General features: G+C 62.9%; 23 protein-coding genes and 1 riboswitch. Of the genes, 15 read left to right on the top strand and 8 right to left on the bottom strand.

From position 1 onward, the window contains the following. Positions 1–46: 46 nt before the first annotated feature. The 5 genes from QYE47_RS03205 to QYE47_RS03185 all read left to right on the top strand — a co-directional run bounded on the left by QYE47_RS03205 (position 47) and on the right by QYE47_RS03185 (position 6594). Positions 47–2173, top strand: coding sequence for a TonB-dependent siderophore receptor (locus tag QYE47_RS03205; protein WP_070384485.1), 2127 nt, complete (start codon positions 47–49; stop codon positions 2171–2173). A gap of 117 nt (positions 2174–2290) precedes the next feature. Beyond that, positions 2291–3457 (top strand): DUF1624 domain-containing protein, encoded by a 1167-nt coding sequence (locus QYE47_RS03200; protein WP_070384046.1) that lies wholly within the window; start codon positions 2291–2293, stop codon positions 3455–3457. A gap of 28 nt (positions 3458–3485) precedes the next feature. Then, positions 3486–3684, top strand: a riboswitch (cobalamin riboswitch). Between the two features lie 110 nt (positions 3685–3794). Then, a complete protein-coding gene (locus tag QYE47_RS03195) occupies positions 3795–4805 on the top strand; it encodes an ABC transporter substrate-binding protein (RefSeq protein ID WP_019437466.1) in 1011 nt (336 codons plus the stop codon). Next, positions 4805–5809: an iron ABC transporter permease gene (locus QYE47_RS03190; protein ID WP_110159759.1), complete on the top strand. Its 1005-nt coding sequence runs from the start codon at positions 4805–4807 to the stop codon at positions 5807–5809. The genes QYE47_RS03195 and QYE47_RS03190 overlap by 1 nt, the downstream gene beginning before the upstream one ends. Further along, positions 5806–6594, top strand: coding sequence for an ABC transporter ATP-binding protein (locus QYE47_RS03185; RefSeq protein WP_019437464.1), 789 nt, complete (start codon positions 5806–5808; stop codon positions 6592–6594). The genes QYE47_RS03190 and QYE47_RS03185 overlap by 4 nt, the downstream gene beginning before the upstream one ends. Positions 6595–6649: 55 nt before the next feature. Here QYE47_RS03185 and QYE47_RS03180 read toward each other — a convergent pair whose 3' ends face one another. Further along, positions 6650–7147 (bottom strand): GNAT family N-acetyltransferase, encoded by a 498-nt coding sequence (locus QYE47_RS03180; RefSeq protein ID WP_014591598.1) that lies wholly within the window; start codon positions 7145–7147, stop codon positions 6650–6652. A 133-nt stretch (positions 7148–7280) separates the two neighbouring features. On the opposite strand from QYE47_RS03180, the gene QYE47_RS03175 reads away from it, so the two are divergent. From QYE47_RS03175 to QYE47_RS03150, 6 genes are all read left to right on the top strand, one after another. Beyond that, a complete protein-coding gene (locus QYE47_RS03175; protein ID WP_019437463.1) occupies positions 7281–7760 on the top strand; it encodes a hypothetical protein in 480 nt (159 codons plus the stop codon). A gap of 59 nt (positions 7761–7819) precedes the next feature. Then, on the top strand, positions 7820–9391 hold the full coding sequence (locus QYE47_RS03170) for a sensor domain-containing diguanylate cyclase (protein ID WP_070384048.1): 1572 nt from the start codon (positions 7820–7822) through the stop codon (positions 9389–9391). 159 nt (positions 9392–9550) lie between these two features. Continuing rightward, complete coding sequence (locus tag QYE47_RS03165; protein ID WP_014591601.1) at positions 9551–10327, top strand: ParA family protein; 777 nt, start codon at positions 9551–9553, stop codon at positions 10325–10327. A gap of 180 nt (positions 10328–10507) precedes the next feature. Next, a complete protein-coding gene (locus QYE47_RS03160) occupies positions 10508–11845 on the top strand; it encodes an MFS transporter (protein WP_014591602.1) in 1338 nt (445 codons plus the stop codon). 186 nt (positions 11846–12031) lie between these two features. Continuing rightward, positions 12032–12481: a type II 3-dehydroquinate dehydratase gene (gene aroQ, locus QYE47_RS03155; protein ID WP_014591603.1), complete on the top strand. Its 450-nt coding sequence runs from the start codon at positions 12032–12034 to the stop codon at positions 12479–12481. Then, complete coding sequence (locus QYE47_RS03150) at positions 12478–13326, top strand: shikimate dehydrogenase (RefSeq protein ID WP_014591604.1); 849 nt, start codon at positions 12478–12480, stop codon at positions 13324–13326. The genes aroQ and QYE47_RS03150 overlap by 4 nt, the downstream gene beginning before the upstream one ends. A 113-nt stretch (positions 13327–13439) precedes the next feature. On the opposite strand, the gene QYE47_RS03145 is transcribed toward QYE47_RS03150, so the two are convergent. Beyond that, positions 13440–13955 carry a thioredoxin family protein gene (locus tag QYE47_RS03145; protein ID WP_070384049.1) on the bottom strand — a complete coding sequence of 172 codons (516 nt, stop codon included), beginning with the start codon at positions 13953–13955 and terminating at the stop codon, positions 13440–13442. A gap of 10 nt (positions 13956–13965) precedes the next feature. Further along, positions 13966–14241: a DUF2790 domain-containing protein gene (locus QYE47_RS03140; protein ID WP_014591606.1), complete on the bottom strand. Its 276-nt coding sequence runs from the start codon at positions 14239–14241 to the stop codon at positions 13966–13968. Positions 14242–14461: 220 nt separating this feature from the next. On the opposite strand from QYE47_RS03140, the gene QYE47_RS03135 reads away from it, so the two are divergent. From QYE47_RS03135 to QYE47_RS03120, 4 genes are all read left to right on the top strand, one after another. Next, entirely contained in the window at positions 14462–15202 is a 741-nt protein-coding gene (locus tag QYE47_RS03135) for a response regulator (RefSeq protein WP_014591607.1), read from the top strand. Beyond that, complete coding sequence (locus QYE47_RS03130; RefSeq protein WP_070384050.1) at positions 15199–16485, top strand: HAMP domain-containing sensor histidine kinase; 1287 nt, start codon at positions 15199–15201, stop codon at positions 16483–16485. Before QYE47_RS03135 ends, QYE47_RS03130 begins: the two co-directional genes overlap by 4 nt. A gap of 163 nt (positions 16486–16648) precedes the next feature. After that, the gene (locus QYE47_RS03125; RefSeq protein ID WP_014591609.1) at positions 16649–17266 is read left to right on the top strand and encodes a ferric reductase-like transmembrane domain-containing protein; all 618 of its coding nucleotides are present in this window, start codon (positions 16649–16651) and stop codon (positions 17264–17266) included. 14 nt (positions 17267–17280) lie between these two features. Next, positions 17281–17769, top strand: a complete 489-nt coding sequence (locus QYE47_RS03120; protein WP_012052933.1) for a DoxX family protein — start codon at positions 17281–17283, stop codon at positions 17767–17769. A gap of 33 nt (positions 17770–17802) precedes the next feature. Here the strand turns inward: QYE47_RS03120 and QYE47_RS03115 are convergent, their stop codons facing one another. From QYE47_RS03115 to QYE47_RS03095, 5 genes are all read right to left on the bottom strand, one after another. Then, positions 17803–18498 (bottom strand): DUF2063 domain-containing protein, encoded by a 696-nt coding sequence (locus QYE47_RS03115; RefSeq protein WP_014591611.1) that lies wholly within the window; start codon positions 18496–18498, stop codon positions 17803–17805. Continuing rightward, positions 18491–19324, bottom strand: a complete 834-nt coding sequence (locus QYE47_RS03110; RefSeq protein WP_070384051.1) for a DUF692 domain-containing protein — start codon at positions 19322–19324, stop codon at positions 18491–18493. Before QYE47_RS03110 ends, QYE47_RS03115 begins: the two co-directional genes overlap by 8 nt. 74 nt (positions 19325–19398) lie before the next feature. Continuing rightward, complete coding sequence (locus QYE47_RS03105; protein ID WP_019437461.1) at positions 19399–19890, bottom strand: hypothetical protein; 492 nt, start codon at positions 19888–19890, stop codon at positions 19399–19401. Positions 19891–20064: 174 nt separating this feature from the next. Beyond that, positions 20065–20616 (bottom strand): DUF4174 domain-containing protein, encoded by a 552-nt coding sequence (locus QYE47_RS03100; protein ID WP_003250449.1) that lies wholly within the window; start codon positions 20614–20616, stop codon positions 20065–20067. A gap of 227 nt (positions 20617–20843) precedes the next feature. Then, positions 20844–25337, bottom strand: coding sequence for an NEL-type E3 ubiquitin ligase domain-containing protein (locus QYE47_RS03095; protein WP_070384052.1), 4494 nt, complete (start codon positions 25335–25337; stop codon positions 20844–20846). Positions 25338–25406: the final 69 nt, after the last annotated feature.

Genomic DNA, 25406 nt, shown 5'->3' with positions numbered 1-25406 from the left:
CGTGTTTTCCACCGGGATCCATTCATTCCTGCAGCAGTGGAACGACATGTCCCGTATGTTCAAGCTTCACCCCCTGGCGGCCTGCCTGGCCGTTGCCCTGCCGGCGCTGGCTGATGACCGCGACCCGCAGCCTCTGGCCCTGCCTTCCACGGCCATCACCGACACCCTGGACAGCCGCACCATCGACCTGGCCACGCCGACCCGGGCCGGCTCGCGCCTTGGCCTCAGCGCCATGGAAACACCGGCCAGCACCAGCAGTATCAGCGAACGGCAGATTCAGCAGCGCAACAACATCACGGTGCAGGATGCAGTGACCCGCTCGCCGGGCATCACCTTCGTCGGCTCCCCGGGGGACGGCGGTACAGGCCTGTCTGCCCGCGGCTTTGCCGGCCACAGCTCAGTGATGACCCTGTTCGACGGCGCGCGCCTGTACACCGGTGCCGGCACACAGACCTTCCCGGTCGACCCGTGGATGGTCGAACGCATCGAGGTGATTCGCGGCCCGGCCTCGGTAGTGCATGGCGAAGGCGCCACCGGCGCAGTGATCGACGTGATCCCGAAAAAACCTTTTGCCGGCGAGGTGCGCAACCACCTGCGCCTGGGTTACGGCTCGTGGGACCGCCAGCAGCTCGGCCTGGACAGCGGCGGCAGCCTCAGCGAGCGCCTGAGCTACCGCCTGACGCTGAACCAACAGGCCGGCAATGGCTGGGTCGACCGCACCGCTTCACGTAGCCTGGTCCTGAGCGCCGCGCTGCGTTTTGACGCCAGTGATGACCTCAGCTTCACGCTGGCCCATGACCGCGGCGATGCACAACCTGCCAACTACTACGGTACCCCGCTGATCGACGGCCACTACCACAGCAGCCTGCGCAAAAAGAACTACAACGTGCAGAATGACGTGCAGCAGTACGTTGATGAATGGACCCGGCTCACGACCGACTGGGCGTTGAACGACCAGCTCAGCGCCAGCAACCAGCTGTACTACATCAAAAGCCGCCGCCACTGGCGCAACGCCGAGGACTTCAGCTGGGACGCCGGGCGTCAGCAGTTGCTGCGCGGCAGCTACCTGGAAATCAAGCACAACCAGGAACAGTTCGGCGACCGTCAAACCTTCACCTTCGACCACACCCTGTTCGGCCTGGCCAGCAAGACCGTGCTCGGTGCCGAGTACAACAAGGTGCGATTCAACGTCGACAGCAATTCACCCTACAACGATGTGGGCGGCGACTACCTCGACCCGTGGCAGCCGCAGCCCGGCGGGTTCCATAGCGACTCGCCGTTGCGGCCGCAAACGCTCTCGACCACCCATACCTTTGCCCTGTTTGCCGAGAACCGCCTGCAATTGAGCGATCGCCTGTCTTTGGTTACCGGCGTGCGTCGCGACCAGAACCACATCGACCGCAACAACTTGACCAACGACAGCCGCAGCGATCGCAGCCTGCAAGGGGGCAACTGGCGCGTCGGGCTGGTGTACGCACTCAACGACGACCTGTCGTTGTACGGCCAGTACTCGACCAGTGAGGACGGGGTCAACAACCTCATCAGCCTCAGCCCCGCGCAGATGAACTATGACCTGACCGAGGCGAAGCAGACCGAGGCAGGTCTCAAGCAGCGCTTTTGGGAGGGACGTGGCGAATGGACGCTTGCCGCCTACCACATCGTCAAGAAAAAGCTGCTGGTGGACGACCCGATCACCCACGAGAAGCAACAAGCCGGGCAGCAGACCTCCGATGGCCTGGAAGCGACGCTGGAGCTGGCCCTGGCCCATCAGTGGCAGGTGTCGGCCAACGCATCGCTGGTACGCGCCAAGTACGACGACTTCGACGAAATGGTCGGCGGCCTGCCGCAGGACCGCGCAGGCAACCGGCCGGCCAACGTGCCACGGCGTACCGCCAACCTCTGGTTGAGTAAAGGCTTCGGCCAGCAGGTCGAGGCCGGCATTGGGGCGCGCTATGTGGATGAGCGTTATGCCGATACCGCCAATACCCAGAGCGCCCCCGGGTACACCGTGGTCGATGCCAACATCGCCTGGCAGGTGTTGCCGGATGTGAAATTGGGGTTGCAGTTGAACAACCTATTCGATCGCGAGTATGTGCAGTCGGCGTTCAGCGGGCAGCAGTGGTTGATGGGGATACCACGGTCGTACTTCGCGACGGTGGATTACAGCTTCTGATCTGGGTGGCTTGTGCCGCGAGAGCCCGGCACTGGCCACACAAAAACCCCTACCCCTCTTTCACCGCCTTGTTATACGATAACGTTTCACATGACATCAATTCCTATTAGATACCCCATGACAAGTGCCAGCGCCACGCCCACGCTGATCACCCAGCGCCTGCAGAGCATCGATGCCCTGCGCGGCCTGGTGATCCTGTTCATGCTCCTGGACCATGTCCGCGAGACTTTCCTCCTGCACCGCCAGGTCAGCGACCCCATGGCCATAGACACCACGGAACCGGCGCTTTTCTTCAGCCGCACCCTCGCCCACCTGTGTGCGCCTGTGTTCGTCCTGCTGACCGGTCTTTCGGCCTGGCTGTATGGCGAGAAGCATCAGGGCCGTGGCGACGTCTCGGCGTTCCTGTTCAAACGCGGGCTGTTCCTGGTGGTGCTGGAGTTCACCCTGGTCAACTTCGCCTGGACTTTCCAGTTGCCCCCGAGCGTGATCTATCTGCAAGTGATCTGGGCCATCGGCGTCAGCATGATCGCCCTGTCGCTGCTGGTGTGGCTGCCGCGAGCCGCGCTGCTCGCCCTTGGCGCCAGCATCGTCGCCGGCCACAACCTACTCGACGGCCTGCACTTTGGCGTGGATTCAGCCCTGCATGTGCCGTGGGCAATCCTGCATGATCGCGGCTGGCTGGCGTTTTCCGAAAACCTGCACTTGCGCACGTCTTACCCGGTACTGCCGTGGATCGGCGTCATTGCCTTGGGTTACGGCCTGGGGCCCTGGTTCGCCCGCGGCAGCGATGCCGGCCAGCGCCAGCAACACCTGCTGGTGGCTGGTTTGCTCGCGCTGCTTGGCTTTGTCCTGCTGCGCATGTTCAACGGTTACGGTGGGGCACCCTGGAGCGGTTACCCAACCTTCACGCAAACCCTGATGAGCTTCTTCAACATCACCAAATACCCACCGTCGCTGCTGTTCCTGACCCTGACCCTGGGCTGCGGCCTGCTGCTGTTACGCGCTTTCGAGCGGGCCGGCCAGGTGCGCTGGATCACTGCCCTGGCGGTGTTCGGTGCGGCACCGATGTTCTTCTATCTGCTGCACCTGTATGTGCTGAAGCTGCTGTACCTGGCCTGCGTGGCGCTGTTCGGGCTCAACCATGGCGACTACTTCGGTTTCGACGGTGTTGCAGCGATATGGCTGGGCGCAGTACTGCTGGCGGTTTCGCTGTACCTGCCGGTGCGCGGGTTCGCCCGCCTGAAGCAGCGTCGCCGTGACATCCGTTGGCTGAAGTACTTCTGAAAAGCGTTTTCACCTGGTGACGCGATGGTCTACCATGCGGGCCGCCGGTTTCCACCACGGAACTAACAGGGAATCCCAGGCCTGCCAATACGGGCCAAACGGAACTGCCCCCGCAACTGTAGGTGCCGAGCCTGCTCCATCGATGCCACTGGGCCTACCGCCCGGGAAGGCCGGAGCCGGGCCGTGACGCACCAGTCAGGAGACCTGCCGGCCTACATTCACCAACCGGCGGGGTGTCCGGGATTGGCCATCCGTGTTGCCCCAGCCACCCGCTGGGGCTCGGCGATGCCTGTCCGTGCGTTCCTCACCAGAACTGTCCGATAGGAGATCGCCCAGCATGCTGCCCCGTTTCGCCACCCTGCTCGCTGGCCTAGGCTTCACTGGCCTGGCCCAGGCCGCTGCCACCCACTATCCGCTGACGGTCGACAACTGCGGCAAGCCGCAGGTTTTTGCCCAGGCGCCGCAGCGCGCCGTCACCATCGGCCAGGCCGGTACCGAGCTGCTCTATGCCCTGGGGCTGGGTGACAAGCTGGCGGGCACCTCGCTGTGGTTCAACAACGTATTGCCGGAATACCAGGCGGTGAACGCCAAGGTGCCGCGCCTGGCCGACAACGACCCCAGCTTCGAGGCGGTGGTCGGCAAGCGCCCGCAGCTGGTCGCGGCGCAGTTCGAATGGATGGTCGGTGCCCAGGGCGTGGTCGCCACCCGTGAGCAGTTCGATGAGCTGAAGATCCCCACCTACGTGCTGCCATCGGACTGCGAGGGCAAGGACAACCTGGTCGGTGCAGACGGCACCCGCCTGCAAGCGTTCCAGGTAGACAGCATCTACAAGAGCGTCAGCCAACTGGCCGAGATCTTCGACGTTCAGGACCGCGGCGCGGCACTGAACGCCGAGTTGCAAGGGCGCCTCGACAGCGCCAGGGCACAACTGGCCGGCAAGGACCTGTCGGCAACTTCGGCGCTGTTCTGGTTCTCCAGCGCCGACCTGGACATCGACCCCTATGTGGCCGGCCGCCAGGGTGTCGCCGACTTCATGTTGCGCACCCTCGGTGTGCGCAACGTGGTCGAGTCCAGCGAAGAATGGCCAAGCGTAGGCTGGGAAACCCTGGCCAAGGCCAATCCGACCTGGCTGATCATCGCGCGCATGGACCGCCGCCGTTTCCCCGCCGACGACTACCAGAAAAAACTCGAATTCCTGCGCAGTGACCCGGTAACCCGCAACATGGACGCGGTAAAGCACGACCGCATCATTATCCTCGACGCCGACGCCATGCAGGCCGGCATCCGCCTGTTCCGCGGCGTGCAGACGCTGTCCACGGCCTTCGCCAGCGGTAAAGCAGCCCTGTGATGATCCGCCTTTTACCCTGCATCGCGGTTGCCCTGGCCGCCCTGCTGGCCGGTACCGCCATTGGCGAAACCAACCTGTCGCCCAGCGTGGTTGGCCAGGTGCTGGCCAACCACCTGTGGCAAGCCGCCTACCCGGTGGACCCGATCGACGCCGGCATCGTCTGGAACTACCGCCTGACCCGCACCCTGGTCGCGGCCGCTTGCGGCGCCGGGCTGGCCACCTGCGGTGTCATCCTGCAGGCGATGTTGCGCAACCCACTGGCCGAGCCCTACCTGCTAGGGCTGTCTGCCGGTGCCTCGACCGGCGCGGTGCTCGTCGGCCTGCTGGGCCTGGGTAGCCTGGCATTAAGCATGTCCGCAGGGGCTTTCATCGGTGCCGGTGCCGCATTCGCCCTGGTGCTGGTGCTGGCCCGCGCGGCCGGCCCCAGCAGCAACAATGCACAGGTCATCCTTGCCGGTATCGCCGGCTCGCAGCTGTTCAATGCACTGACAGCCTTCCTGATCACCAAGTCGGCCACCGCCGAACAGGCGCGCGGCATCCTGTTCTGGCTGCTGGGCAACCTGAGCGGCGTGCGCTGGCCTTCGGTGTGGCTGGCCGTACCGGTGGCGGTTTTCGGCTTGCTGGTGTGCCTGTGGCATCGCCGTGCGCTGGATGCCTTTACCTTCGGGGCCGATTCGGCCGCCTCGCTGGGCATCCCGGTGCGGCGCACCCAGTTGCTGCTGATCAGTTGTGCAGCGCTGGTGACGGCTGTGATGGTGTCCATTGTCGGCGCCATCGGTTTTGTCGGGCTGGTTATACCCCATGCCCTGCGCCTTCTGCTCGGCCCCGGGCACAGCCGTCTGTTGCCCGCCAGCGCACTGGGTGGTGCGCTGTTCCTGATTGCGGCAGACATTCTTTCGCGCACGCTGATCACCGGCCAGGTGATCCCGGTGGGCGTGGTTACGGCGCTGATCGGTGCCCCCGTATTCGCGCTGATTCTGGTCAGCCGTCGGGGGCGCCCATGACAGCCATGGCAACTGTTCGCATCTCTCCGCTGACCTGCCATGGGCTGGGGCTGCAACTGGCCGGCAATACCGTGCTCAGCGATATCGACCTTCGCGTTGTCGCCGGTGAAACCCTGGGCATCGTCGGCCCCAACGGCTCGGGGAAATCCTCGCTGTTGAAGTTGCTGGCAGGGCTGCGCACACCCGCCTGCGGCAGCGTGCAGCTCCTGGGTGAGCCATTGGCACAGATGCCCCGCCGACGTGTTGCCCAGGCGCTGGCGCTGGTCGAGCAGCAGGCCGACACCCTCGATGCGATCAGTGTGTTCGACGCGGTTGCCTTGGGCCGTACGCCGTGGCTCTCGGCCCTGGCACCGTTCTCCCGGCAAGACTGCGCCATCGTCGAGCAAGCCCTGGCCGACCTCGACGCCCTGCACCTGCGCACGCGCCAGTGGGGGTCGCTGTCCGGTGGCGAGCGCCAGCGTGTGCACATCGCCCGCGCGCTGGCCCAACGGCCGCAGGTGCTGCTGCTGGACGAACCGACCAACCACCTGGACATTCAGCATCAGCTAAGCCTGCTGCAACAAGTGCAGGCGCTGCCGGTCACCACCCTGGTGGCGCTGCATGACCTCAACCAGGCGCTGACCTGCGACCGTGTCGCGGTTCTCGACAAGGGCCGTCTGGTCGCCCTCGGCAAACCCTTCGAAGTGCTTACCCCAGAGCGCCTGCTGAGCACCTTCGGCGTCCACGCCCACTACCTCATCGACCCTTTCGACGGCGCGCGGATCCTGCGCTTTCGCGCCCCCTGAACCTGGTAGCCTGCCCATGCTCTTGCGTCATCGCCAACAGGCACGTTCCCACAGCTCAGCGTAATCGCAACTGCATGTGCGTGGTCTGCCACACCGGATCTTGCTCCACATCCACCACCGTGAACCCTTGCCGCTCCCAGAAGGCAATGGCACCCGGCAGAAACGGATGAGTATGCAAGTAAAGGCAGTCGAAGCCTGCCTGCATCGCCCGTTCGCGCAAGGCACCAAACAAGGCAGCAGCCAGGCCATGCCTGCGGTAGGCCGGCAACACGAACAGCCGCACCACCTCGACTACTCGCTCTGCGCAGTAATCAAGCTGGGCAAAGCGATGGTCATAGGGCAAGTAACCGATCACCGCAACAAGCCGCCCACCCTCACGGGCTTCCAGAAAGCAGCCGGCACCGTCCAGGTAAGTGTCGGCGAAATGCGCCAGGTCATGCGGCAAGGGTGCGTTGGCGAGCATCGGGAAAAGCGCGCGCCGGGCGCTGTCGACAAACGCCAGCACTTCGGCAATGGTTTCACGCGCTACAGGTTGCAGGGTCCAGTTCGGCATCGGGCTATTGCCAGTGTGGTTGGGAGCGCACGGTTCTACCGTAGCGTGCCGCTCAAGGCAAATCACAGGGCTCGTCGTGGCAAGGCGGACATCGGTATAATCATCAGTCTTCACTGCCCGACCAGGCCACACCATGCCTCGCCTCCCGAAGTTGCTGTTACCCCTGTTGCTGGCTGCTGCACTCACCGCCTGCGATCAGAAACCCTCCCGTGAAGATCAGATCCTCAGCCAGCTGCCGCTGCAGGACGCCTATAAGCACAACATCGAGCGCATGTCCGCGCTGTTGGGCCGCAGTCATCCGCAGTTGTCGCAAGCGACCATCCAGGCCGTACTGCGCAAGCACCTCACCGTCGAGGACCAGCGCCGGGACCTGTTCCGCCTGTACAGCGAAAAGAACTTCAGCGACGCCGAATTCGCCACCATCGTCGCCGCCACCCAGGACCCTGCCAAAGCTCGCGCCCTGGAAGACACCGAAGCCGGCAAACGCTTGAGCGAAAAACTCACCGCCCTGATGCGCGAAACCGCCCGCGATGTGAACGTACAGGCCGTGGTCGAGCAGCGCATGCAACAGGTGGAAGATGAGCTTGATGCGCTGGACAAGGCAGGCTCTTGAGCGCTGCCCGCCAAGGTAACTTCCGTTCAGCCGCCCTTTACGATCACCCGAGGTCAGGATTGCCACACACCAAGCATGGATTGCGCCTGGATCTACGTACACTCATTCTGGTGCTCTGCGCCCTTACCGCAGTGGTCATGCTGTGCGCCAGCTATTTCGCCAGCTACCGGGTGCAGCGCCAGCTACTGATCGACAATGCCCTGGAAGCCAACCGGGTGTATGCGACCAAGCTGGCCAGCATCACCGAAACCTTCATTGGCAACGCCTTGCAGCAACTGATGTTCAGCGCCAGCGTGCAAAGCCGGCAGTTGAGCGATCCCGCAGCGCTGCAGGTGGAAAGCGACCGCGTACTGGGCCAGAGCATGGCCTTCAACTCCACCTTCGTGATCGACGCCAACGGTGTACTGCTGGCAGTATCCCCCGCCCCGCTACGCCACCTTGTCGGCACCCACGTGCAGTCACCCGGCGCTCTGGAAGCCCTGCACGAACGCCGTCCACTGGTTTCCACGCCCTACCTGTCGGCGGCGGACAACCTGGTGGTGGCGCTGTCGCAACCCATTTTCGACCGCAACGGCCGCTACCTGGGGTATGTGGGTGGCAGCCTGTACCTGCGTGAACGCAACATCCTCAACAGCCTGCTGGGCGAGCATTTCTACAAGGACGGTTCGTACCTATATGTGGTCGACCGCAACCGACGCCTGCTGTACCACCCCAATAGCGAGCGGGTAGGCACAGTGGTGGAGGGCAATGCGCTGGTCGACCAGTTGGCGACACTGGACAGCGGTACCCGGCAGTTGACCAATAGCCTGGGCGTGGAAATGCTCGCCGGCTTCGCCACGGTCCCGAGCGCCGGCTGGGGCGTGGTAGCGCAGCAGCCATTGGCGCAGACGGTGGCACCGCTGCACCATCTGGTGCTGAACGTGATCGCCAGTTCGGCGCCCTTGGCGCTGGTTGGCAGCCTGCTGCTGTGGTGGCTGGCCCGTACCATCGCCCGCCCGCTGTGGAAACTCGCCGCCGGTGCCCGCACGATGGACCGCGCCGGTACCACCGAGCACTTGCATCAGGTGCGAGCCTGGTACTTCGAGGCGGCAGAGCTCAAGCGCGCGTTGCTGTTCAGCCTGAACTTGCTGCAAGAGCGTATCGGCCGGCTCAATCGGGACGCCCAGACCGATCCGCTGACCGGCCTGGGCAACCGCCGCAGCCTGGAAATCAGCCTGTCGTTACTGGAGGCTGAAAACCGGGAGTTTGCAGCCATTGCGCTGGATATCGACCATTTCAAACGGATAAATGACAGCCATGGACACGAAGTGGGCGACCAGGTACTGCGCCAACTGGCGGAGCTCATGCGCCGTTGTTGCCGCGAGGGTGACCTGTTGTGTCGCACCGGCGGCGAGGAGTTCCTGATACTGCTGCCTGGGGCCACCCTGAACGTGGCGGCCGCGGTGGCCGAACGGTTGCGGGTGACCGTACAGGAGATGCCAGTGGAATCGGTGGGCGCCGTGACGATTTCGCTGGGGGTGACGCACTGGGATGGCGAGACTCACGGCGAGCCCATGAATGCATTGGGCGAGGCTGACCGGGCGCTTTACCGGGCCAAGCAAGAGGGGCGCAACCGGGTCGCTTTTGCCTGAACGTCTTGTGTTGTACCCATCGGGCGGGCTTACCCGTGAAAATGCCGGTACAGGCAACGATGATTCGGTGGCTTGTAACAATTCCTGTCATAAAACTGCAGCGTTTCAGTCATAGGATTGACCCCGACCTGACATTTTTACTTCATGGATGAGCGTCTCATGCGTCGTGTGGTTTTCAATCAGAAAGGTGGCGTCGGCAAATCCAGCATCGCCTGCAACCTCGCCGCTGCCAGCGCCGCCGAGGGCTACCGAACCTTGCTGGTCGACCTCGACCCGCAGGCCAATGCCACCTTCTACCTCACCGGGCTGGTCAACGACACCATTCCACCCGGCATCGCCGACTTCTTCCGCCAGACCTTGTCGCCGGTTACCGCCGCCGGCAAGAAGCACCGTGTGGCAATCACCGAAACCCGCTACCGCAACCTGCACCTGGTCACCGCCAGCCCAGACCTCAGCGACCTGCAAAGCAAGCTGGAGAGCAAGTTCAAGATCAACAAGCTGCGCAAGTTGCTGGTGACGCTGGGCGAGGACTATGAGCGAATCTACATCGACACCCCACCCGCGCTGAACTTCTACACCTTCAGCGCGCTGGTGGCGGCCGAGCGTCTGTTGATTCCGTTCGACTGCGACAGTTTCTCGCGCCAGGCCCTGCACAGTGTCATGGCCGAGGTCGAAGAACTGCGCCAGGACCACAACCCCGCGCTGCAGGTGGAAGGTGTGGTGGTCAATCAGTTCGCCGGCCGCACCGCGCTGCACCAGACCCTGGTCGAGCAGCTGCGCAACGAAGGCATGCCGGTGCTGCCGGTGTACCTGAGCAGTTCGATCAAGATGCGTGAATCGCACCATGCCTCGGTGCCATTGGTGCATTTGGCGCCGCGGCATAAACTGGCCCTGGAATTCATCGATTTGCTGGATGTGCTTGAGCGTGCGGCCTGACAGGCCGTTGGGGCTGCTCCGGCTGTAACCTGCTGCACCGGTCGAATCAGGTATACCGAGGTCGCCCTCGACAAAGCGCCTTGCAGCGCTCGGCTATCTACTGGCAAGCACAATAACGATGGCGCGGCCCGACTGCGCCACTTTCAACATGGCTGCCAAAGGAAACCGGAGAGCACCCGCATGTCCGCACATCATGAGGTATCCCCCGCCACCCTGCGCAGGGTGATTGCCGCTTCGGCCATCGGCAATTTCGTCGAATGGTTCGACTTCGCCGTGTACGGCTTTCTCGCCACGCTGATCGCCAGCCAGTTCTTCGCCAGCGAAGACGCCAGCGTAGCCTTGCTCAAAACCTTCGCGGTGTTCGCCGTGGCCTTCGCCCTGCGCCCCTTGGGCGGCATCGTCTTCGGCGCCTTGGGCGACCGCCTGGGACGCAAGCGCATCCTGTCGCTGACCATCTTGCTGATGGCCGGCTCCACCACGTTGATCGGCCTGCTGCCGACCTACGCCAGTATCGGCCTGGCAGCCCCGGCGCTGCTGACCCTGGCCCGCTGCCTGCAGGGTTTTTCTGCCGGCGGCGAATATGCCGGGGCCTGCGCCTACCTGATGGAGCACGCGCCTGACGACAAGCGTGCCTTTTATGGCAGCTTCGTGCCTGTGTCGACCTTTTCCGCCTTTGCCTGTGCGGCAGTGATCGCTTATGGCCTGGAAGCCAGCCTGTCGACCGAGGCGATGAATGCCTGGGGTTGGCGCATTCCGTTCCTGATTGCCGCTCCGCTGGGACTGGTCGGCCTGTACCTGCGCTGGCGCATGGAAGAAACCCCGGCGTTCCGCGAAGCCGTCGCCCAGGGCAAGGAGCACGAGCATTCACCGCTGAAAGAAACCCTGCGCCACCATGGCCGGGTCATTCGCAACCTGGGGGCGTTCATTTCGCTGACCGCGTTGTCGTTCTACATGTTCACCACCTACTTCGCCACCTACCTGCAACTGGTCGGCAACCTGACCCGTGCGCAGTCACTGCTGGTAACCACCGTGGCCTTGCTGTTCGCTGCAGTCGGCTGCCCGCTGGCCGGGGCATTTTCGGACCGGGTGGGGCGGCGCAAGACCATCGGTTTTACCTGCCTGTGGGTGATGCTTTGCGTGTTCCCGGCGTACTGGCTGGCCAGCTCTGGCTCGATGTCGGGTGCGCTGCTGGGGGTGATCCTGCTAGCGGTGGGGGCATTGTGCAGCGGCGTGGTTACCGCAGCATTGCTGTCGGAAAGCTTCCCTACCCGTACCCGCTACACCGCTTCGGCGATTACCTACAACGTGGCCTACACGCTATTTGGCGGCACAGCGCCGCTGGTGGCAACCTGGCTCATCGGACAAACCGGCAGCAGCCTGGCACCGGCATTCTACCTGGTGGTGATTGCGCTGGTGGCGTTGGTAGGCGGGTTGGCGTTGCCGGAAACATCGCGGATTTCTTTGCATGATGACGTAGGCGTGGACGGTGTGCGAGCTGGAGTCCGAAGGACCGTTTAAGCTTTCTGGGGCTGCCTTGCAGCCCCACATTCACAAAGTCTTTCTGCTGCTTTTTTTTTTGCCAATCCCTTCTGAAGAAGTTCGATAATCGCCCACTTTCCCGGTGAGACGACCTTGTCCAATTGACGGAACTAACCAGTCAGTACAAAACTACGGGCATTCAACAACAACAAAGCGATGCCCGTCATGAAGCCCCTTATTCTCGTGCTCAACGGCCCCAACCTGAACATGCTGGGCACCCGCGAGCCTGCCCAGTACGGCCACGAAACCCTCGCTGACCTGGCTCAGGGATGCGCCGATACTGCCCAGGCCCACGGCCTGGAAATCGAATTCCGCCAGACCAACCACGAAGGCGAACTGATCGACTGGATCCACGCCGCCCGAGGCCGCTGCGCCGGCATCGTGATCAACCCTGGCGCCTGGACGCACACCTCGGTCGCCATCCGCGATGCCCTGGTGGCCAGCGAACTGCCGGTGATCGAGGTGCACCTGTCCAATGTGCACAAACGCGAGCCCTTCCGTCACTTGTCGTTCGTATCGTCCATCGCCGTCGGTGTCATCTGCGGCCTGGGCAGCCACGGCTACCGCATGGCGCTGAGCCACTTCGCCGAATTGTTGCAGGAGCGTGCGGCATGAGCCAGCAAGCCATCCTCGCCGGCCTGATCGGCCGCGGCATCCAACTGTCACGTACCCCGGCCCTGCACGAACACGAAGGCGACGCCCAGGCCCTGCGCTACCTGTACCGGCTGATCGACGCCGACCAGCTGCAACTGGACGACAGCGCCCTGCCCGGCCTGCTCGAAGCCGCGCAACATACCGGTTTCACCGGGCTGAACATTACTTACCCGTTCAAGCAGGCGATCCTGCCGTTGCTCGACGAACTGTCCGACGAGGCCCGAGGTATCGGCGCGGTAAACACCGTGGTGCTCAAGGACGGCAAGCGCGTCGGTCACAACACCGATTGCCTGGGCTTTGCCGAAGGCTTGCGCCGTGGCCTGCCCGACGTTGCACGGCGCCAGGTGGTGCAGATGGGTGCCGGTGGCGCTGGCTCGGCCGTGGCCCATGCCCTGCTGGGTGAAGGGGTAGAACGGCTGGTGCTGTTCGAAGTGGATGCGACCCGTGCGCAGGCGTTGGTGGACAACCTGAACACCCATTTCGGCGCGGAGCGCGCCGTGCTTGGCACCGACCTGGCCACAGCCTTGGCCGAAGCGGACGGGCTGGTCAACACCACGCCGGTGGGCATGGCCAAGCTACCGGGCACGCCACTGCCGGTGGCGTTGCTGCATCCCCGCCTGTGGGTGGCAGAGATCATCTACTTCCCGCTGGAGACCGAACTGCTGCGCGCGGCCCGGGCACTGGGCTGCCGCACGCTGGATGGCAGCAACATGGCGGTGTTCCAGGCGGTGAAGGCATTCGAGCTGTTCAGCGGGCGGCAGGCGGATGCGGCCCGGATGCAGGCGCACTTTGCCAGTTTCACCTGATAGAAAAGTGTTGGCTTCTTCGCGGGCACGCCCGCTCCCACAGGTACTGCGCAAACGTTACTGATTGCACTCTCCCTGTGGGGCATGCCCGCGAAGAGGCCGGTAGAGGAGAATCACCCTTTTTCATCCAGCAAAGCCTGTATCACCTGTTCCTGCCCACCATAATCCCCCTCGCCAAAGTGCACATGGCGCACCTGCCCCTTGCGGTCGACAAAGTAATGCGCCGGCCAGAACTGGTTGCGCCAGGCATTCCACACCTTGTAGTCATTATCTACCGCCACCGGATACCCGATACCCAACCGGGCTACCTTGTCCCGCAAAGTCGCCACATCATGCTCGTAGTCGAACTCGGGCGTGTGCACCCCCACCACCACCAGCCCTTGATCGGCATAGCGCCGCGCCCAATCATTCACATGCGGCAGGCTGCGCCGGCAGTTGATGCAGTCCCAGGTCCAGAAGTCCACCAGCACCACCTTGCCCTTGAGTCCCGGGGCATCCAGGGGCGGCGAATTCAACCACTGGCTGGCGCCCGACAGCGACGGCATGGCGCCGTAGCTGTCGCGTGCCTTCAGGTGCCCAGCCAACCCAAGCCCCGTCAGCGCCAGCGCAAAACCACCTGCCTTGAGCATCCTGCGCCGATCAGTTTTCATGGCAACCTTCCGTGGCATAGGTGAGGTACTGCACGCTTTGCCGCTGGCCATGGGAGTCAAGGTAGTCCATTCGGGTATTCACCAGGCCGCAGGCGTTGCTCTGATCGTCCTGCACCGACAGCACTTTCTTCACATCCAGAGTCTCACCGTAGCGGTACTGCATGACCCCGCCATCCTGCATCGGGGCAGTGGCGGCCTGGGCAGCGATGGCGCCGAAGCTGAGCACGGCGAACAGGCTGGCGTTGGCGATAGTCTTGACGTTCATGGCATCTCTCCTGGGTAACACTTGGGGGTGGGGAGTGTTGCTCCCCGGTCGAGAGCCATTTCACGTCAGCCAGGTATCCCGCATGTGTCGCCCAACGTTGTGATGTGCCTCCTGCTGTATCCCTACCCGTGCCAGATACACTGCAATACAAACTCCCGCAGGCAAGGGCGAACGCGCTCGGTACACTGCGCCCAACCCACTTTGCACAGGAACCCAGCGCATGGAACACGTCGATCACATCCTGATCGTCGACGACGACCGCGAAATCCGCGAACTGGTCGGCAATTACCTGAAGAAGAACGGCCTGCGCACCAGCATCGTTGCCGACGGCCGGCAGATGCGCGCCTTTCTCGAAGCCAACAGCGTCGACCTGATCGTGCTCGACATCATGATGCCTGGCGACGACGGCCTGCTGTTGTGCCGCGAGCTGCGCGCCGGCAAGCACCGCAATACGCCGGTGCTGATGCTGACCGCCCGCAATGACGAAACCGACCGCATCATCGGCCTGGAAATGGGCGCCGACGATTACCTGACCAAACCGTTCTCGGCCCGCGAACTGCTTGCCCGCATCAACGCCGTACTGCGCCGCACACGCATGTTGCCCCCCAACCTGACCATCAGCGAAAGCAGCCGCCTGCTGGGTTTCGGTCAGTGGCGCCTGGACACCACCGCGCGCCACCTGCTCGACAGCGAAGGAACCCTGGTGGCCTTGAGCGGCGCCGAATACCGCCTGCTGCGGGTGTTCCTCGACCACCCGCAGCGGGTGCTCAGCCGCGAACAACTGCTTAACCTGACCCAGGGCCGCGAAGCCGACATCTTCGACCGCTCCATCGACTTGCTGGTCAGCCGCCTGCGCCAGCGCCTGGGTGACGATGCCCGTGAGCCCAGCTGCATCAAGACCGTGCGTAGCGAGGGCTACGTGTTTTCGCTGCCGGTGCAGTTGCTCGAGACCCCTTCATGAAATGGCCGCGCACCCTGGCCTCGCGTCTGGCGCTGATCTTCTTCACCGGCCTGGTGTTGGCTTATGGTCTGTCGTTCGGCCTGCAGGCCTACGAGCGCTATATCAGCAGCCGCTCGATGATGCTCAGCAACCTCGAACAGGACGTGGCGACCTCGGTTGCCATCCTTGACCGCCTGCCCGCAGCCGAGCGTGCCGCCTGGCTGCCACGCCTGGAACGGCGCACCTACCGCTATCGCCTCGACCAGGGCCTGGCGGGCGAAGCGATGCCCAGCAGTGACCCACCGATGGCCGCCGCGTCGATCGTCAAGGCAATTGGCAGCGACTACCGCCTGACCTTCCTGGAAATCCCGGGGCCCAATGCGCACTTCCAGGCGCACCTGAACCTGGCCGACGGCGCGCCACTGACCATCGACGTGACACCAGCACCAGTCCCGGTAGCCCGTTGGTTGCCCGTGGTACTGCTGATTCAGCTGGCTGTGCTGTTGCTGTGTACCTGGCTGGCGGTACGCCTGGCCATCGGCCCGCTAACCCGTCTGGCCCGGGCAGTGGACAACCTCGACCCGGACCAGCCCGGCGTACAACTGGATGAAAGCGGCCCACGCGAGGTGCGCTACGCTGCCGTGGCCTTCAACGCCCTGCAGGCGCGCATTGCTGCCCACCTCAAGGAACGCATGCAGTTGCTGGCGGCCATTTCCCACGACCTGCAAACCCCGATCACTCGCATGAAGTTGCGGGTCGAAGTGATGGATGAGGGGGTCGAAAGGGACAAGTTCTGGAGCGACCTGAATGAAATGGAACACCTGGTGCGCGAAGGCGTGGCGTATGCCCGCAGCATGGACAGCAGCACCGAAGCGACCTGCCGGGTCAACCTTGATGCCTTTCTCGACAGCCTGGTATTCGACTACCAGGACAGCGGCGCCCAGGTCGAACGCCACGGCAGCAGCGGGACTCTGCTGGAGACCCGCCCGCATGCGCTGCGCCGGGTACTGGTGAACCTGGTCGACAACGCTCTGAAGTTTGCAGGTGCTGCCGAGCTGCAAGTATCCCGCGAGGGCAGTACCACCATCATCCGCGTGCTTGACAACGGGCCAGGGATACCCGGTGACGAGCTGGATGAAGTACTCAAGCCGTTCTACCGGGTGGAAGGTTCACGCAATCGCAGCACGGGTGGCACCGGTTTGGGACTGGCCATTGCCCACCAGCTGATCCAGGCCATGGGGGGGCGGCTGACCCTGAGCAACCGCGAACAGGGCGGGTTGTGCGCGCAGATCGAACTCACCTGAAGTGCGATCGTTGGCAGGAACGGCCTTGGATCTCGATCGGGCCGCTCCTGTAAAGCGCGAGGTCGCCTCTACAAACAGATACACAACTGCATCCCACTGACACACTGCAGATACCCCGCCTCGAGACACTCCCGGTCACACAACCACACCCCGGGAGTCCCTGATGAAAGCCCTCACCTTACCCTCCGGCTGGAAGCTGTTCGCCGCCCTCGCTGGCCTGACCTTGGCGATGACCGCCGTAGTCCTGGCCAGCCAACCTGACCCGGACGGCTTGCGCAGTGCCATTCGTGCCACCGCACGCAGCTCGTTCGCACTGTTCCTGCTAGCGTTCCTGGCCTCCTCGCTGGTGACCTTGCTGCCTGGCACATCAAGCCGCCGCATCCTGCAGGAGCGACGCTACCTGGGGTTGGCATTCGCGTTCTCCCACACCGTGCACGGCGTGCTGATCTATCGCTACGCCCAGCAATTCCCCGAGCTGTTCTGGGCCGGCCGCACACTTACTTCCAGCCTGCCCGGCACAGTCGGCTACCTGTTCTTGCTGCTGCTTACCGCCACCTCGTTCAAGGCCCCCATGCGGCTGTTGGGCGGCCGTGCCTGGCAAGCGCTGCACAGCAGCGGCATGTGGGTACTGGCTGCCGTGTTCTGCCTGTCGTTCTACAAGCGTATCCCCATGGGGGGGTGGTACCCGCTGGCGTTCGCCCTCATGTTCAGCGCCATCGCCATCAAGCTCACCGCCAAAGTGGCCCGTAAACAACGTCGCAGCACCCGCGCCCTTGCCTGAAGAGAGAACCGCAAATGACGACCTTGACCCGTACCCTGACCACCGTTGATCGCCTCGGCAGCTGGAGTGCCGACGTGCCATTACGGGTATTTCTGGCCTGGGAGTTTTTCGAATCCGGCCTGGAGAAATTCAACGGCAGCAACTGGTTCGCCGACCTGCAGTCCAGCTTCCCGTTCCCCTTCAACCTGCTGCCCGCGGAGCTGAACTGGCAGCTGTCGATGTGGGCCGAGTTGGTGCTGCCGTTGCTGCTGCTGTTGGGCCTGGGTACCCGGCTGGCATCGTTGGGTTTGATGGTGGTAACCGTTGTAGCGATAGCGGCAGTGCACTGGCCGGCGCACTGGTCGGGCCTGGCGGAGCTGGCCCAAGGCTATGCGATTACCGACCAGGGATTCGGCAATTACAAGTTGCCGCTGATCTACCTGGTGGCGTTGCTGCCACTGCTGCTCAAGGGCGCCGGGCGCCTCAGCCTCGATCATTGGCTTGGCATGCGGTTCGGCAGATGAGGGTTGGGGGCTGCTGCGCAGCCCCCTATGCCTTCAAACTGTTCCGACAATGACGCCCTGCTCGCGCAATGCCTCCAACAATGCCAACCCTTGCTGCACATCCCCGCCCAATGCCTGCAGCCGCTCTCTTCCAGTCCCCTGCTCCACCAGCAACCGATAGGCCATAGGTGCCAACCGGGCAAAGCGCACCTGCAACCGGGCATCGCGATAAACCAGCAGCAAGCTCGGCGATGCTGGGGTAGCCGTTGGCTGGTAGTCCACGCCAATGCGTTCCACCGGCCAACGATAGGCCAGGACCCGCGCCACACAAGACAACAACGGCTCTCCAGCCAACAGATCACCACCCGGGTCATGCGCCGGGTCCTCGGCATCGCTCAGGTACAGTTGCGCCTCGACCCACTCATAGTGCGCCAGCTCCAGCTGCCAAGGGGTGTCCAGCGCCACATGTTGCAAGTAGTCGACGAACGTCTCGGCAATTTCGGTAAACAACGGCGTCTGGCAACGGTAACTGGCGTAGAAATCACGTACTCGGGCATGCCAGCGCTGCTCGCCCAACGCCTGGCGCATCACCGGGAAGCTGCCAGCCAGCAAGCCTTCGATAGCGCCATAGAACAACTCACGGTAAACCTTCAGGCGCCGGGCCTCGACGCCGGGCGGCGGGGCATGGCGCTGTGGGTCGCGCAGGTGACGGGCCAAGGCATACTGCTGCGCACGCAGAGTCTCATTCATCTGCCTGCCCTCCGGCAGCGCATTGCACAGCACGCATACGCGCCGTCTCGGCCAACAGTTCGGCCAAGGGCGGGTAGTTGAAATCACGTTCAAGCACCGTCGGCTTGACACCAAAGCGCACGCAAGCGCTGGCGTACAACGCCCAGACATCCTCCTTCACGGCGGCCCCATGGGTATCCACTTTGAGGTCCGGCGCTTCATCGTAATGCCCGGCAACGTGCATCCCGGTCACGCGCGCCTGGGGCAAGCCTGCAAGGAATTGCTGGGCGTCGTAGCCATGGTTGCAGGCGTTGACATAGACATTGTTGACGTCCAGCAGCAGGTCACAATCCGCTTCTTCGAGCACCGCCTGGATGAAGTGGAGTTCGCTCATCGCCTGATACGGCGCGGCATAGTAGCTGATGTTCTCCACGGCAATGCGTCGCTCCAGCTGCTCCTGAGCCTGGCGTATGCGCGCGGCCACATGGTGTACGGCTTCATCGGTGAACGGGATGGGCATCAGGTCGTACAGGTGCCCGTCATCACTGCAGTAGCTCAGGTGCTCGCTGTACAGTCGCACCTGGTAGCGATCGAGAAACTGCCGGGTCTGCTCGAGGAAATGGCGGTCCAGCGGCGCACTGCCACCCAGCGATAAAGACAACCCATGACAGGTGACAGCAAAGCGCTCCGCCAACTGGGCCAAGCCCTTGCCATAGGCGCCGCCCACGGCAATCCAGTTTTCCGGCGCACACTCCAGAAAGTCCACTGCGCCGGCCTCCATGGCCAGCAGTTCCGGCAACAGGCCGCGACGCAAGCCTAGCCCGATGTTCAACATTGCAGGAAACATAAAAGTTCTCCAACAAGCACAACGCCCCACCTGGCCAGCAGGAGGAGCGTTGTGGCGTTTCATGGGGTAGAAAGTCAGGGCTTGCCGGTCAGGTGGCTGAACAAGCCATCCGGCATGGCCTTGCCATTGGCCTGGTAAATCGCCTTGAGGTGATCCGCCGCTTCCTGCTCGGAGATGAAACCGTCATGGTTGCGGTCGATCTTGTCGAAATCAGGGGCACGGTCCTTGGCCACCGCCAGAAACTCATCGCGCGAGACCTTGCCATCGTGATTGCTGTCGGTTTTGGCGAACGAGGCGTCACCGCACTTGCCTTCACCACACTTGCCCTCAGCCCCGGCCTTGGCGCCGGCGCCGCATTTACCCTCACCGCACTTGCCTTCGCTCTGGGAAGCCTTGCCGCTCCCCCCGCACTTGCCTTCACCACACTTGCCCTCGCCGGCCACTTTGGCCGAGGCCAGTTGGTAACCTTGAGCCAGCGGCTCGACGGCGAATGCACTGTTGCTCAATGCCATGCTGCCGATCAGGGCGGCGCCGAGCAGCCCGAGGGTGTTTCTTGCTTGAGTCATGATGCAGCTCCACTGGGGTTGGTAAGTGGAGCCATTAGGCAGTTGCGGTTTGTCGGGGATGTATCGTGCCAGGCGCACTTTTGTATGGCAGTAGGTCTGCAGCACAGGCAGATACAGTGCGATACACACCACCCGTCAACGGGCCCCAAGTTGGCTTGGGGCCATGAGGCGTGATCAGTCTTCCAGCGGTTTGGGCGGGGCCGCTGGCTTGGCGGGCTTGGCCGGCTTGCTGTCCTTGTCCTTGGCTTGCGGGGCCGCCGCTACGGGCTCGGGCGCCGCCACCGCCTTTTCGCTGGCAGGCAGTTCATCGACCGCTTTAAGGATCACCTGTGGGTCGATGGCCTCGCCGGTGTCGTCGTCCTTGAGCATGTGCCGCTCACCGTCCTTGCCCACCAGAATCACCTTGGTACCCTTGCTCGCCCCCAGCTTCAGCTCCCGAATCAGGGCCATTGTGGTCTGCTGCTCCAGGTTCTTGTCCTCTCGCTTGCCCATCATGTTGGCGACACTGTAAAGGACAAGGTTGCGCTCCTTGAACGCTGCCTGGGTGGCCGGGTCCTCAAGCGCCTTGTTCAGCCCTCGCAACGTCGGGTCGGCACTGCTGGGAGCGATAACCACCAATGGTCTGGCCTTGCCCAGTTCCTTGGCCAGAGGCGCATCACTGTCTGCGGCAAACAGGGGGCCGGCAACAGCAAGCAAGGTTGCGAGGGTCAGTGACCGGACAAGCATGCGTATCTCCTTATTGTCTCGATAAACCAATGACTACAGATCATGGAGAAAAATCCGACAGGGAGCCTAAACCAGTTCATTGCGGAACGGGGTGTGCAAAAGTAACTGTCGATTTCCGAGCCACCTGAAGCCAAGACTACGGCGCTGGTACAAACCACTGTCAGCACGATTGAGCATAGCCCAAAGCCGCTTTGGCAGGGCCAGGCAGCCCTTGATCTAAGCGCATGTCAACGCACATCGATAGATGGCCCCTTGGGTCCAACTTCCATCGCGTGAATCGTCATATCCAGCATCAGCCCTCTGCGTGCAGCGCGCTGAGCATCACGAATGGCATCCGCCTGGTCGATCCTGGCACCTTCGCTCAGCGCTTCGTCGTCAAGCACACTTTCAAGCTGCCTTCTGAACGGCAGGTCGACCGCAGCAAATCGCTCAGGATGGGAACGCTCCAGGTGCGCCTGCCAGAATCCACGGTCAACCATGGAGCGGGCAACCTCTTCCGGGGTTTCTGCATCTCGCACTGCAGCCTCTGCTTCTGCAAGGTCCGCATCCAGGACGCCTGAGATCGCAAGAAAGCTCATTTCTCCCACCTGCAATGGCAGGTCGAGACGCTCCCTCAGCCCGATCCTGAAAGCCAACCCCACCTCGCTTCCTTCCAGCGTCCTGCCATGCTGTAGCGCCCATCGGGTAGCGAACATGTCGACTGCATCCTGGCGCCATAAACGTCTGCCCAGGTCTAGCAAAGCGCGTTCGCTTTCTCCCTGAGCCGCGTGCTCAACCTGCCAAACCAGCAAATTCAGTTCAAGGTTGCTCAAGCACCAGGTTGCACCGTCCTGGCACCCCCACTCATCATTGGCCACTGACAACAAGTTCTGCCGCAGCTCTGGCGTAATGGCCATCGCTTGCAATACCGCCATTACCCGATTGCCCAGTGCACGCGCATTGACACGAAAGTCCTCGGACAGCAACAACTGGCGAAGCACGCGGAAAAAACGCTCGGCGTCCTGCCCCGCATCCAGCGTGTCCCAGGCAGCAAGCATCAAGCCGCGATGCTCCGGGGCCACCGCATCCCCCCATACTTCACGCGCGTGATTCATCCGCAGAAGCACTTGCTCTTCGTCGAGGGCAGGACCGTCGCTACTCAACGACGCCTGCAAGCGCAACGTTTGGGCCTCGCCCAAGGGGTTCGCATTCAAACGAAACCGCCGCCGCTGCCACACGGGCAACTGATAGAAACCCTCTGGAATGTACCTGATCCGGTTATCACGCAAGTCAACGGATACCAACTGAGCGTTGTCGAACACGCCCAGTGGAAACTGCGAGATCTGTGTGTCGCGCAAGTTCAGCCAACGCAATTCAGCCAAACCCGCCAAGGTGAACCGGCTCCCCAGGGGGTTGTGGGACAGGTCGAGAGACTGCAGGCTCGTGCAACTGGCCAATGTGGCGGTTTGTGCAATGTTCAGGACGATCCGGTTGTTGGTCAGGCTCAGATGCCGCAGCTGCGCTATCTGTAGCAACGGCTGCGGAAGGCGCGTCAACAGGTTCCCTCCCAGATCGAGGGTTTGCAGGTTAGGGAAAGCCAGCAATAGGCTGCTGGGCACCTCCAGAAGGTCAAGGTGCAGCAGCGACAGGCTGGTCACACCTCTGAAGCTGACCTGTGGGGGTATGTTGGGCAAGCCGCTCGATCTGAAATTGCAGAACATGACGTGGAGGTTTTCCTGTGCATTTATTTGCAGTTCCCCCACGCCCACCGACCGCCGCCAGCAATTGAACAACGTCTGGCGTAGAGCCTCTCGATCTTCCCTGACATCGCCCTGTCCTCGTGCCACCCAGGTATTCAGTGTCATGCGCAGGATGGCGAACTCATTGCGAAGGTCAGCCAGTACGTGTTCAATCTGCTGCCCTGAACGCCTGGCGTCATCGGCGAAGGTCTCGACCTGCTCATCACTCAACCACGGAAAGAGATCGCGCAGCGTGGCCCTCAGGGCACTACCCCTTGATGCGAAACCACCTACTCCGCCACCACCCAGCGGGTAGCCAATACGTCCATCGGCCAAGCGCATGGGCCCTCGGACAGCACCTGGGCGTACCGCGCCAAGCAAACGACTGATCTCATCACGATGGCGTGCCGCTTCGCGCGCCAGTATCACCCTGAGGTTGTGCGCAAATGGATCGCCGATCCCCATCGCCGCCCTCTGCGCTTCGGTATAGGCTGGCGCCATGACGTCAAACAACTCACCTGCCTCACCCAGCGCCGTGCCCTGGCTGCCATGCAGTTGAAACGTACCGTTCACGTGCACCAGATCGAACGCCCGCTGCCCTTGCTCGGTCTTCGCCAGTATCGGCCCGCCCAGGCAACCTTCGTACAAACGCCAGCACACACCTTGTTCGCCACCGGGTACATACCGCAGCAAGCCCAACACCACCCGTGCAAGGTCTGCATGCTGCGGCGTATCAAGGTAAAACGCCTCAAATACCCGAGCCTGACGGGTAGCCAGCACACTGCCCCTTGCCGCCTCGGCCAGCCCCAATGCAACCCTTCCGCTGGACCGCAGCCGCGTGCGATCCACGCTGCTGGCGGCCCGTACCAATGCTTGCGCAGTGCGCGCGCTCAGCCCCGGGAACACCCGGCGCAGCGCCGCACTGCCAGGGGTGTCGCTGGGCTGCAAGGCTTCGAAAAGGTGCTGCAGCAGTGTTCGGCGCTGCGTCCATGCCAGCGCGGCCAGTGCCTGATCTGTCAGGCCACTCGCACCTGGCAGGCGCCGAGCGTGATCGAGCACTGTTGTATCTGCTACCGGCTCGCCGCTGCGCAGACGGCCAATCATGCTGCGGATGCGTTGATCAAGCCTGACCCGTTCCACACTGTCGATCATGCCGGGGCTCGGTGCCTGGGCGTGTACATGCAGGCCACGCAGGTCGTCGCCATCAAGGCCGTGGAACAGCAGAACCTGATCGATCTGTTCGTCATTCAGCCCACTGAAGGGTTCGCCCAAACGCCGGAACATGCGGTATTTGTCGGTCCACCGTGCCGGTTGCTCGCTCCACAACCGCCAAGCACCTGCGCCATTGTGGCGCAGCAACGGCCCGTGGCCGTCGACCGGATGCAACTGCCATTGATCATCACCCGCCTCTGCCAAGCAATAGTGATGCCCGTCCATTTCGATCCAGGCCCGCCCGTCCTGACGCCGAATACCCAAGGCGTCCGGGCTCGAGGCTGCCACGGGGGCTTGGCTTTGAAACGGGGTCAAGTCGTGTTGCCAGAGTTTCTCAGTGCCGTCCTCCAGCCGAGCCGGCACCATGGCATCGACCTTCGCAGAGCGCGCCCAAACCCGTCGAGCCACACCCACCCCGGCGACCGCGGTCGCCAGCACGGCAAGGTCTGTCGCCACATGGGTCAAATGGTCGAGCGCCTCCTGACGATCGCCTTGCTGCCAGGCCTCGGCGCCATGATAGACCTCACCCAGTAGTTCGTAGGCCGTCACGGCCAGCAGCGCCAGGCCAAGCCCAGGCACAAAGAAACTGGCCAGGTTGAGCAGCGCCCATCCTTCGGCGGCAAGGCGCAGGTCATGCTGGCGCTGAACCTCACGATCCAGCCTGGCCACAGGGACCGCGATCATCGCCGCATCGTCCTTGATCTGGTGGATACGTGCCTGTGCCAGGCTGATGAACAACGGCTGCGGGTAAGCCTGCAAGCGCGGTTCGAGATCGCGAAAAGCCCAGCCCGGCAGGCCATCGAAGCGCTCCGCGACCTGGGCGAAAAAAGCCTGGCTGTCGCGCCGCAGCACGAAGCGGCTGAAAAAACGCTGGTAAGCCTTGTCTCGCAAGCGACGGCCCAGTTCGCGGTTCAGTTTGTCGAGGCTCTCGAACGCGCGCCAGGGCGAAAAAGGGTCTCCAGGCACGTAAAGCAACACCCGACGCGTCGTGTTGAACAGGACGCCCTGCTCGACCACCACGAACACGGTCACCTGCTCAATCTGGCAACCCAGCAATTTCAGTTGCCTGGCCTGCACAAGGTCGCCCGCCAAGCGCGGCAGCTTCCCCTTCTCGCACACAGCTACCATCACATTGAGTTCGCTGGCATCCAGCGTTCCCTCTTGCCTGGCTTTGTAGGCGTCCACAAGCATGGTGTAGCGCGTGGCATCCACAAGCAGTGATACCAGGCGCTCGGCACTGCCAGTGGGCGTGAGTATGGCATCCAGATGACGTTGATAGCGCTCACCCAGGTCCAGCTCACGACACAGTCCGGCAAACTCGATGCTCGTAGGGGGTTTGACCGTGCCGTGGCGTGGAAGAAGCAGGCGGTTACCGCGCGGCTGGCCACCTTCCTGCGCCTGCGCGGCCGTGAAGTTGCGCAATGCGACTTCGAGCAGCGGCTTTTCTTCATAGACCACGGTAGTCAGGTGTGCGCCCACTGGCTGACTGTTGATCACAGCTTCCCGGCGGCCCTCCAGAAACCTGAGCGAGTACGGGTTACGGCCAAGCCCATAACGCTGGTCGAGGGCCTTCCCCAGGGCTGATGCGACGAAACTGTCGATGCCCTCGATACCTCGCAGCACCGTGTTCACTTGCTCACAGCAGCGAAGGCTGTTTGACAATGCCTTGCCGATCTCAGGCAGTTGCTCAGCAGGTGCATGACGCAACCAGGGTGGCAGGCGCCTGCCGATGATGCCGTCCTGGAAGGCATCGATGGCGGCCTGCGCATCTGACGGCAAAGTGGTGTCCATAGCGGGGGCCTCCTCATGAAAAGAGGCCAGACTAAATTGCCTGCTCCCCGCCAGGCGCTATATAGCTAA

The organism is Pseudomonas sp. 2,4-D, from assembly GCF_030418155.1.
Lineage (GTDB): Bacteria > Pseudomonadota > Gammaproteobacteria > Pseudomonadales > Pseudomonadaceae > Aquipseudomonas > Aquipseudomonas alloputida.
Note: the sequence above shows the minus strand (reverse complement) of the source record. Positions and strands in the feature narration are given on the sequence as shown.

Excerpts from the sequence above, each read along its gene's own strand:
- QYE47_RS03205 (WP_070384485.1), top strand. The coding sequence starts at position 47 with ATGTCCCGTATGTTCAAGCTTCACCCCCTGGCGGCCTGCCTGGCCGTT.
- QYE47_RS03200 (WP_070384046.1), top strand. The coding sequence starts at position 2,291 with ATGACAAGTGCCAGCGCCACGCCCACGCTGATCACCCAGCGCCTGCAG.
- QYE47_RS03195 (WP_019437466.1), top strand. The coding sequence starts at position 3,795 with ATGCTGCCCCGTTTCGCCACCCTGCTCGCTGGCCTAGGCTTCACTGGC.
- QYE47_RS03190 (WP_110159759.1), top strand. The coding sequence starts at position 4,805 with ATGATCCGCCTTTTACCCTGCATCGCGGTTGCCCTGGCCGCCCTGCTG.
- QYE47_RS03185 (WP_019437464.1), top strand. The coding sequence starts at position 5,806 with ATGACAGCCATGGCAACTGTTCGCATCTCTCCGCTGACCTGCCATGGG.
- QYE47_RS03180 (WP_014591598.1), bottom strand. The coding sequence starts at position 7,147 with ATGCCGAACTGGACCCTGCAACCTGTAGCGCGTGAAACCATTGCCGAA.
- QYE47_RS03175 (WP_019437463.1), top strand. The coding sequence starts at position 7,281 with ATGCCTCGCCTCCCGAAGTTGCTGTTACCCCTGTTGCTGGCTGCTGCA.
- QYE47_RS03165 (WP_014591601.1), top strand. The coding sequence starts at position 9,551 with ATGCGTCGTGTGGTTTTCAATCAGAAAGGTGGCGTCGGCAAATCCAGC.
- QYE47_RS03160 (WP_014591602.1), top strand. The coding sequence starts at position 10,508 with ATGTCCGCACATCATGAGGTATCCCCCGCCACCCTGCGCAGGGTGATT.
- aroQ (WP_014591603.1), top strand. The coding sequence starts at position 12,032 with ATGAAGCCCCTTATTCTCGTGCTCAACGGCCCCAACCTGAACATGCTG.
- QYE47_RS03150 (WP_014591604.1), top strand. The coding sequence starts at position 12,478 with ATGAGCCAGCAAGCCATCCTCGCCGGCCTGATCGGCCGCGGCATCCAA.
- QYE47_RS03145 (WP_070384049.1), bottom strand. The coding sequence starts at position 13,955 with ATGCTCAAGGCAGGTGGTTTTGCGCTGGCGCTGACGGGGCTTGGGTTG.
- QYE47_RS03140 (WP_014591606.1), bottom strand. The coding sequence starts at position 14,241 with ATGAACGTCAAGACTATCGCCAACGCCAGCCTGTTCGCCGTGCTCAGC.
- QYE47_RS03135 (WP_014591607.1), top strand. The coding sequence starts at position 14,462 with ATGGAACACGTCGATCACATCCTGATCGTCGACGACGACCGCGAAATC.
- QYE47_RS03130 (WP_070384050.1), top strand. The coding sequence starts at position 15,199 with ATGAAATGGCCGCGCACCCTGGCCTCGCGTCTGGCGCTGATCTTCTTC.
- QYE47_RS03125 (WP_014591609.1), top strand. The coding sequence starts at position 16,649 with ATGAAAGCCCTCACCTTACCCTCCGGCTGGAAGCTGTTCGCCGCCCTC.
- QYE47_RS03120 (WP_012052933.1), top strand. The coding sequence starts at position 17,281 with ATGACGACCTTGACCCGTACCCTGACCACCGTTGATCGCCTCGGCAGC.
- QYE47_RS03115 (WP_014591611.1), bottom strand. The coding sequence starts at position 18,498 with ATGAATGAGACTCTGCGTGCGCAGCAGTATGCCTTGGCCCGTCACCTG.
- QYE47_RS03110 (WP_070384051.1), bottom strand. The coding sequence starts at position 19,324 with ATGTTTCCTGCAATGTTGAACATCGGGCTAGGCTTGCGTCGCGGCCTG.
- QYE47_RS03105 (WP_019437461.1), bottom strand. The coding sequence starts at position 19,890 with ATGACTCAAGCAAGAAACACCCTCGGGCTGCTCGGCGCCGCCCTGATC.
- QYE47_RS03100 (WP_003250449.1), bottom strand. The coding sequence starts at position 20,616 with ATGCTTGTCCGGTCACTGACCCTCGCAACCTTGCTTGCTGTTGCCGGC.
- QYE47_RS03095 (WP_070384052.1), bottom strand. The coding sequence starts at position 25,337 with ATGGACACCACTTTGCCGTCAGATGCGCAGGCCGCCATCGATGCCTTC.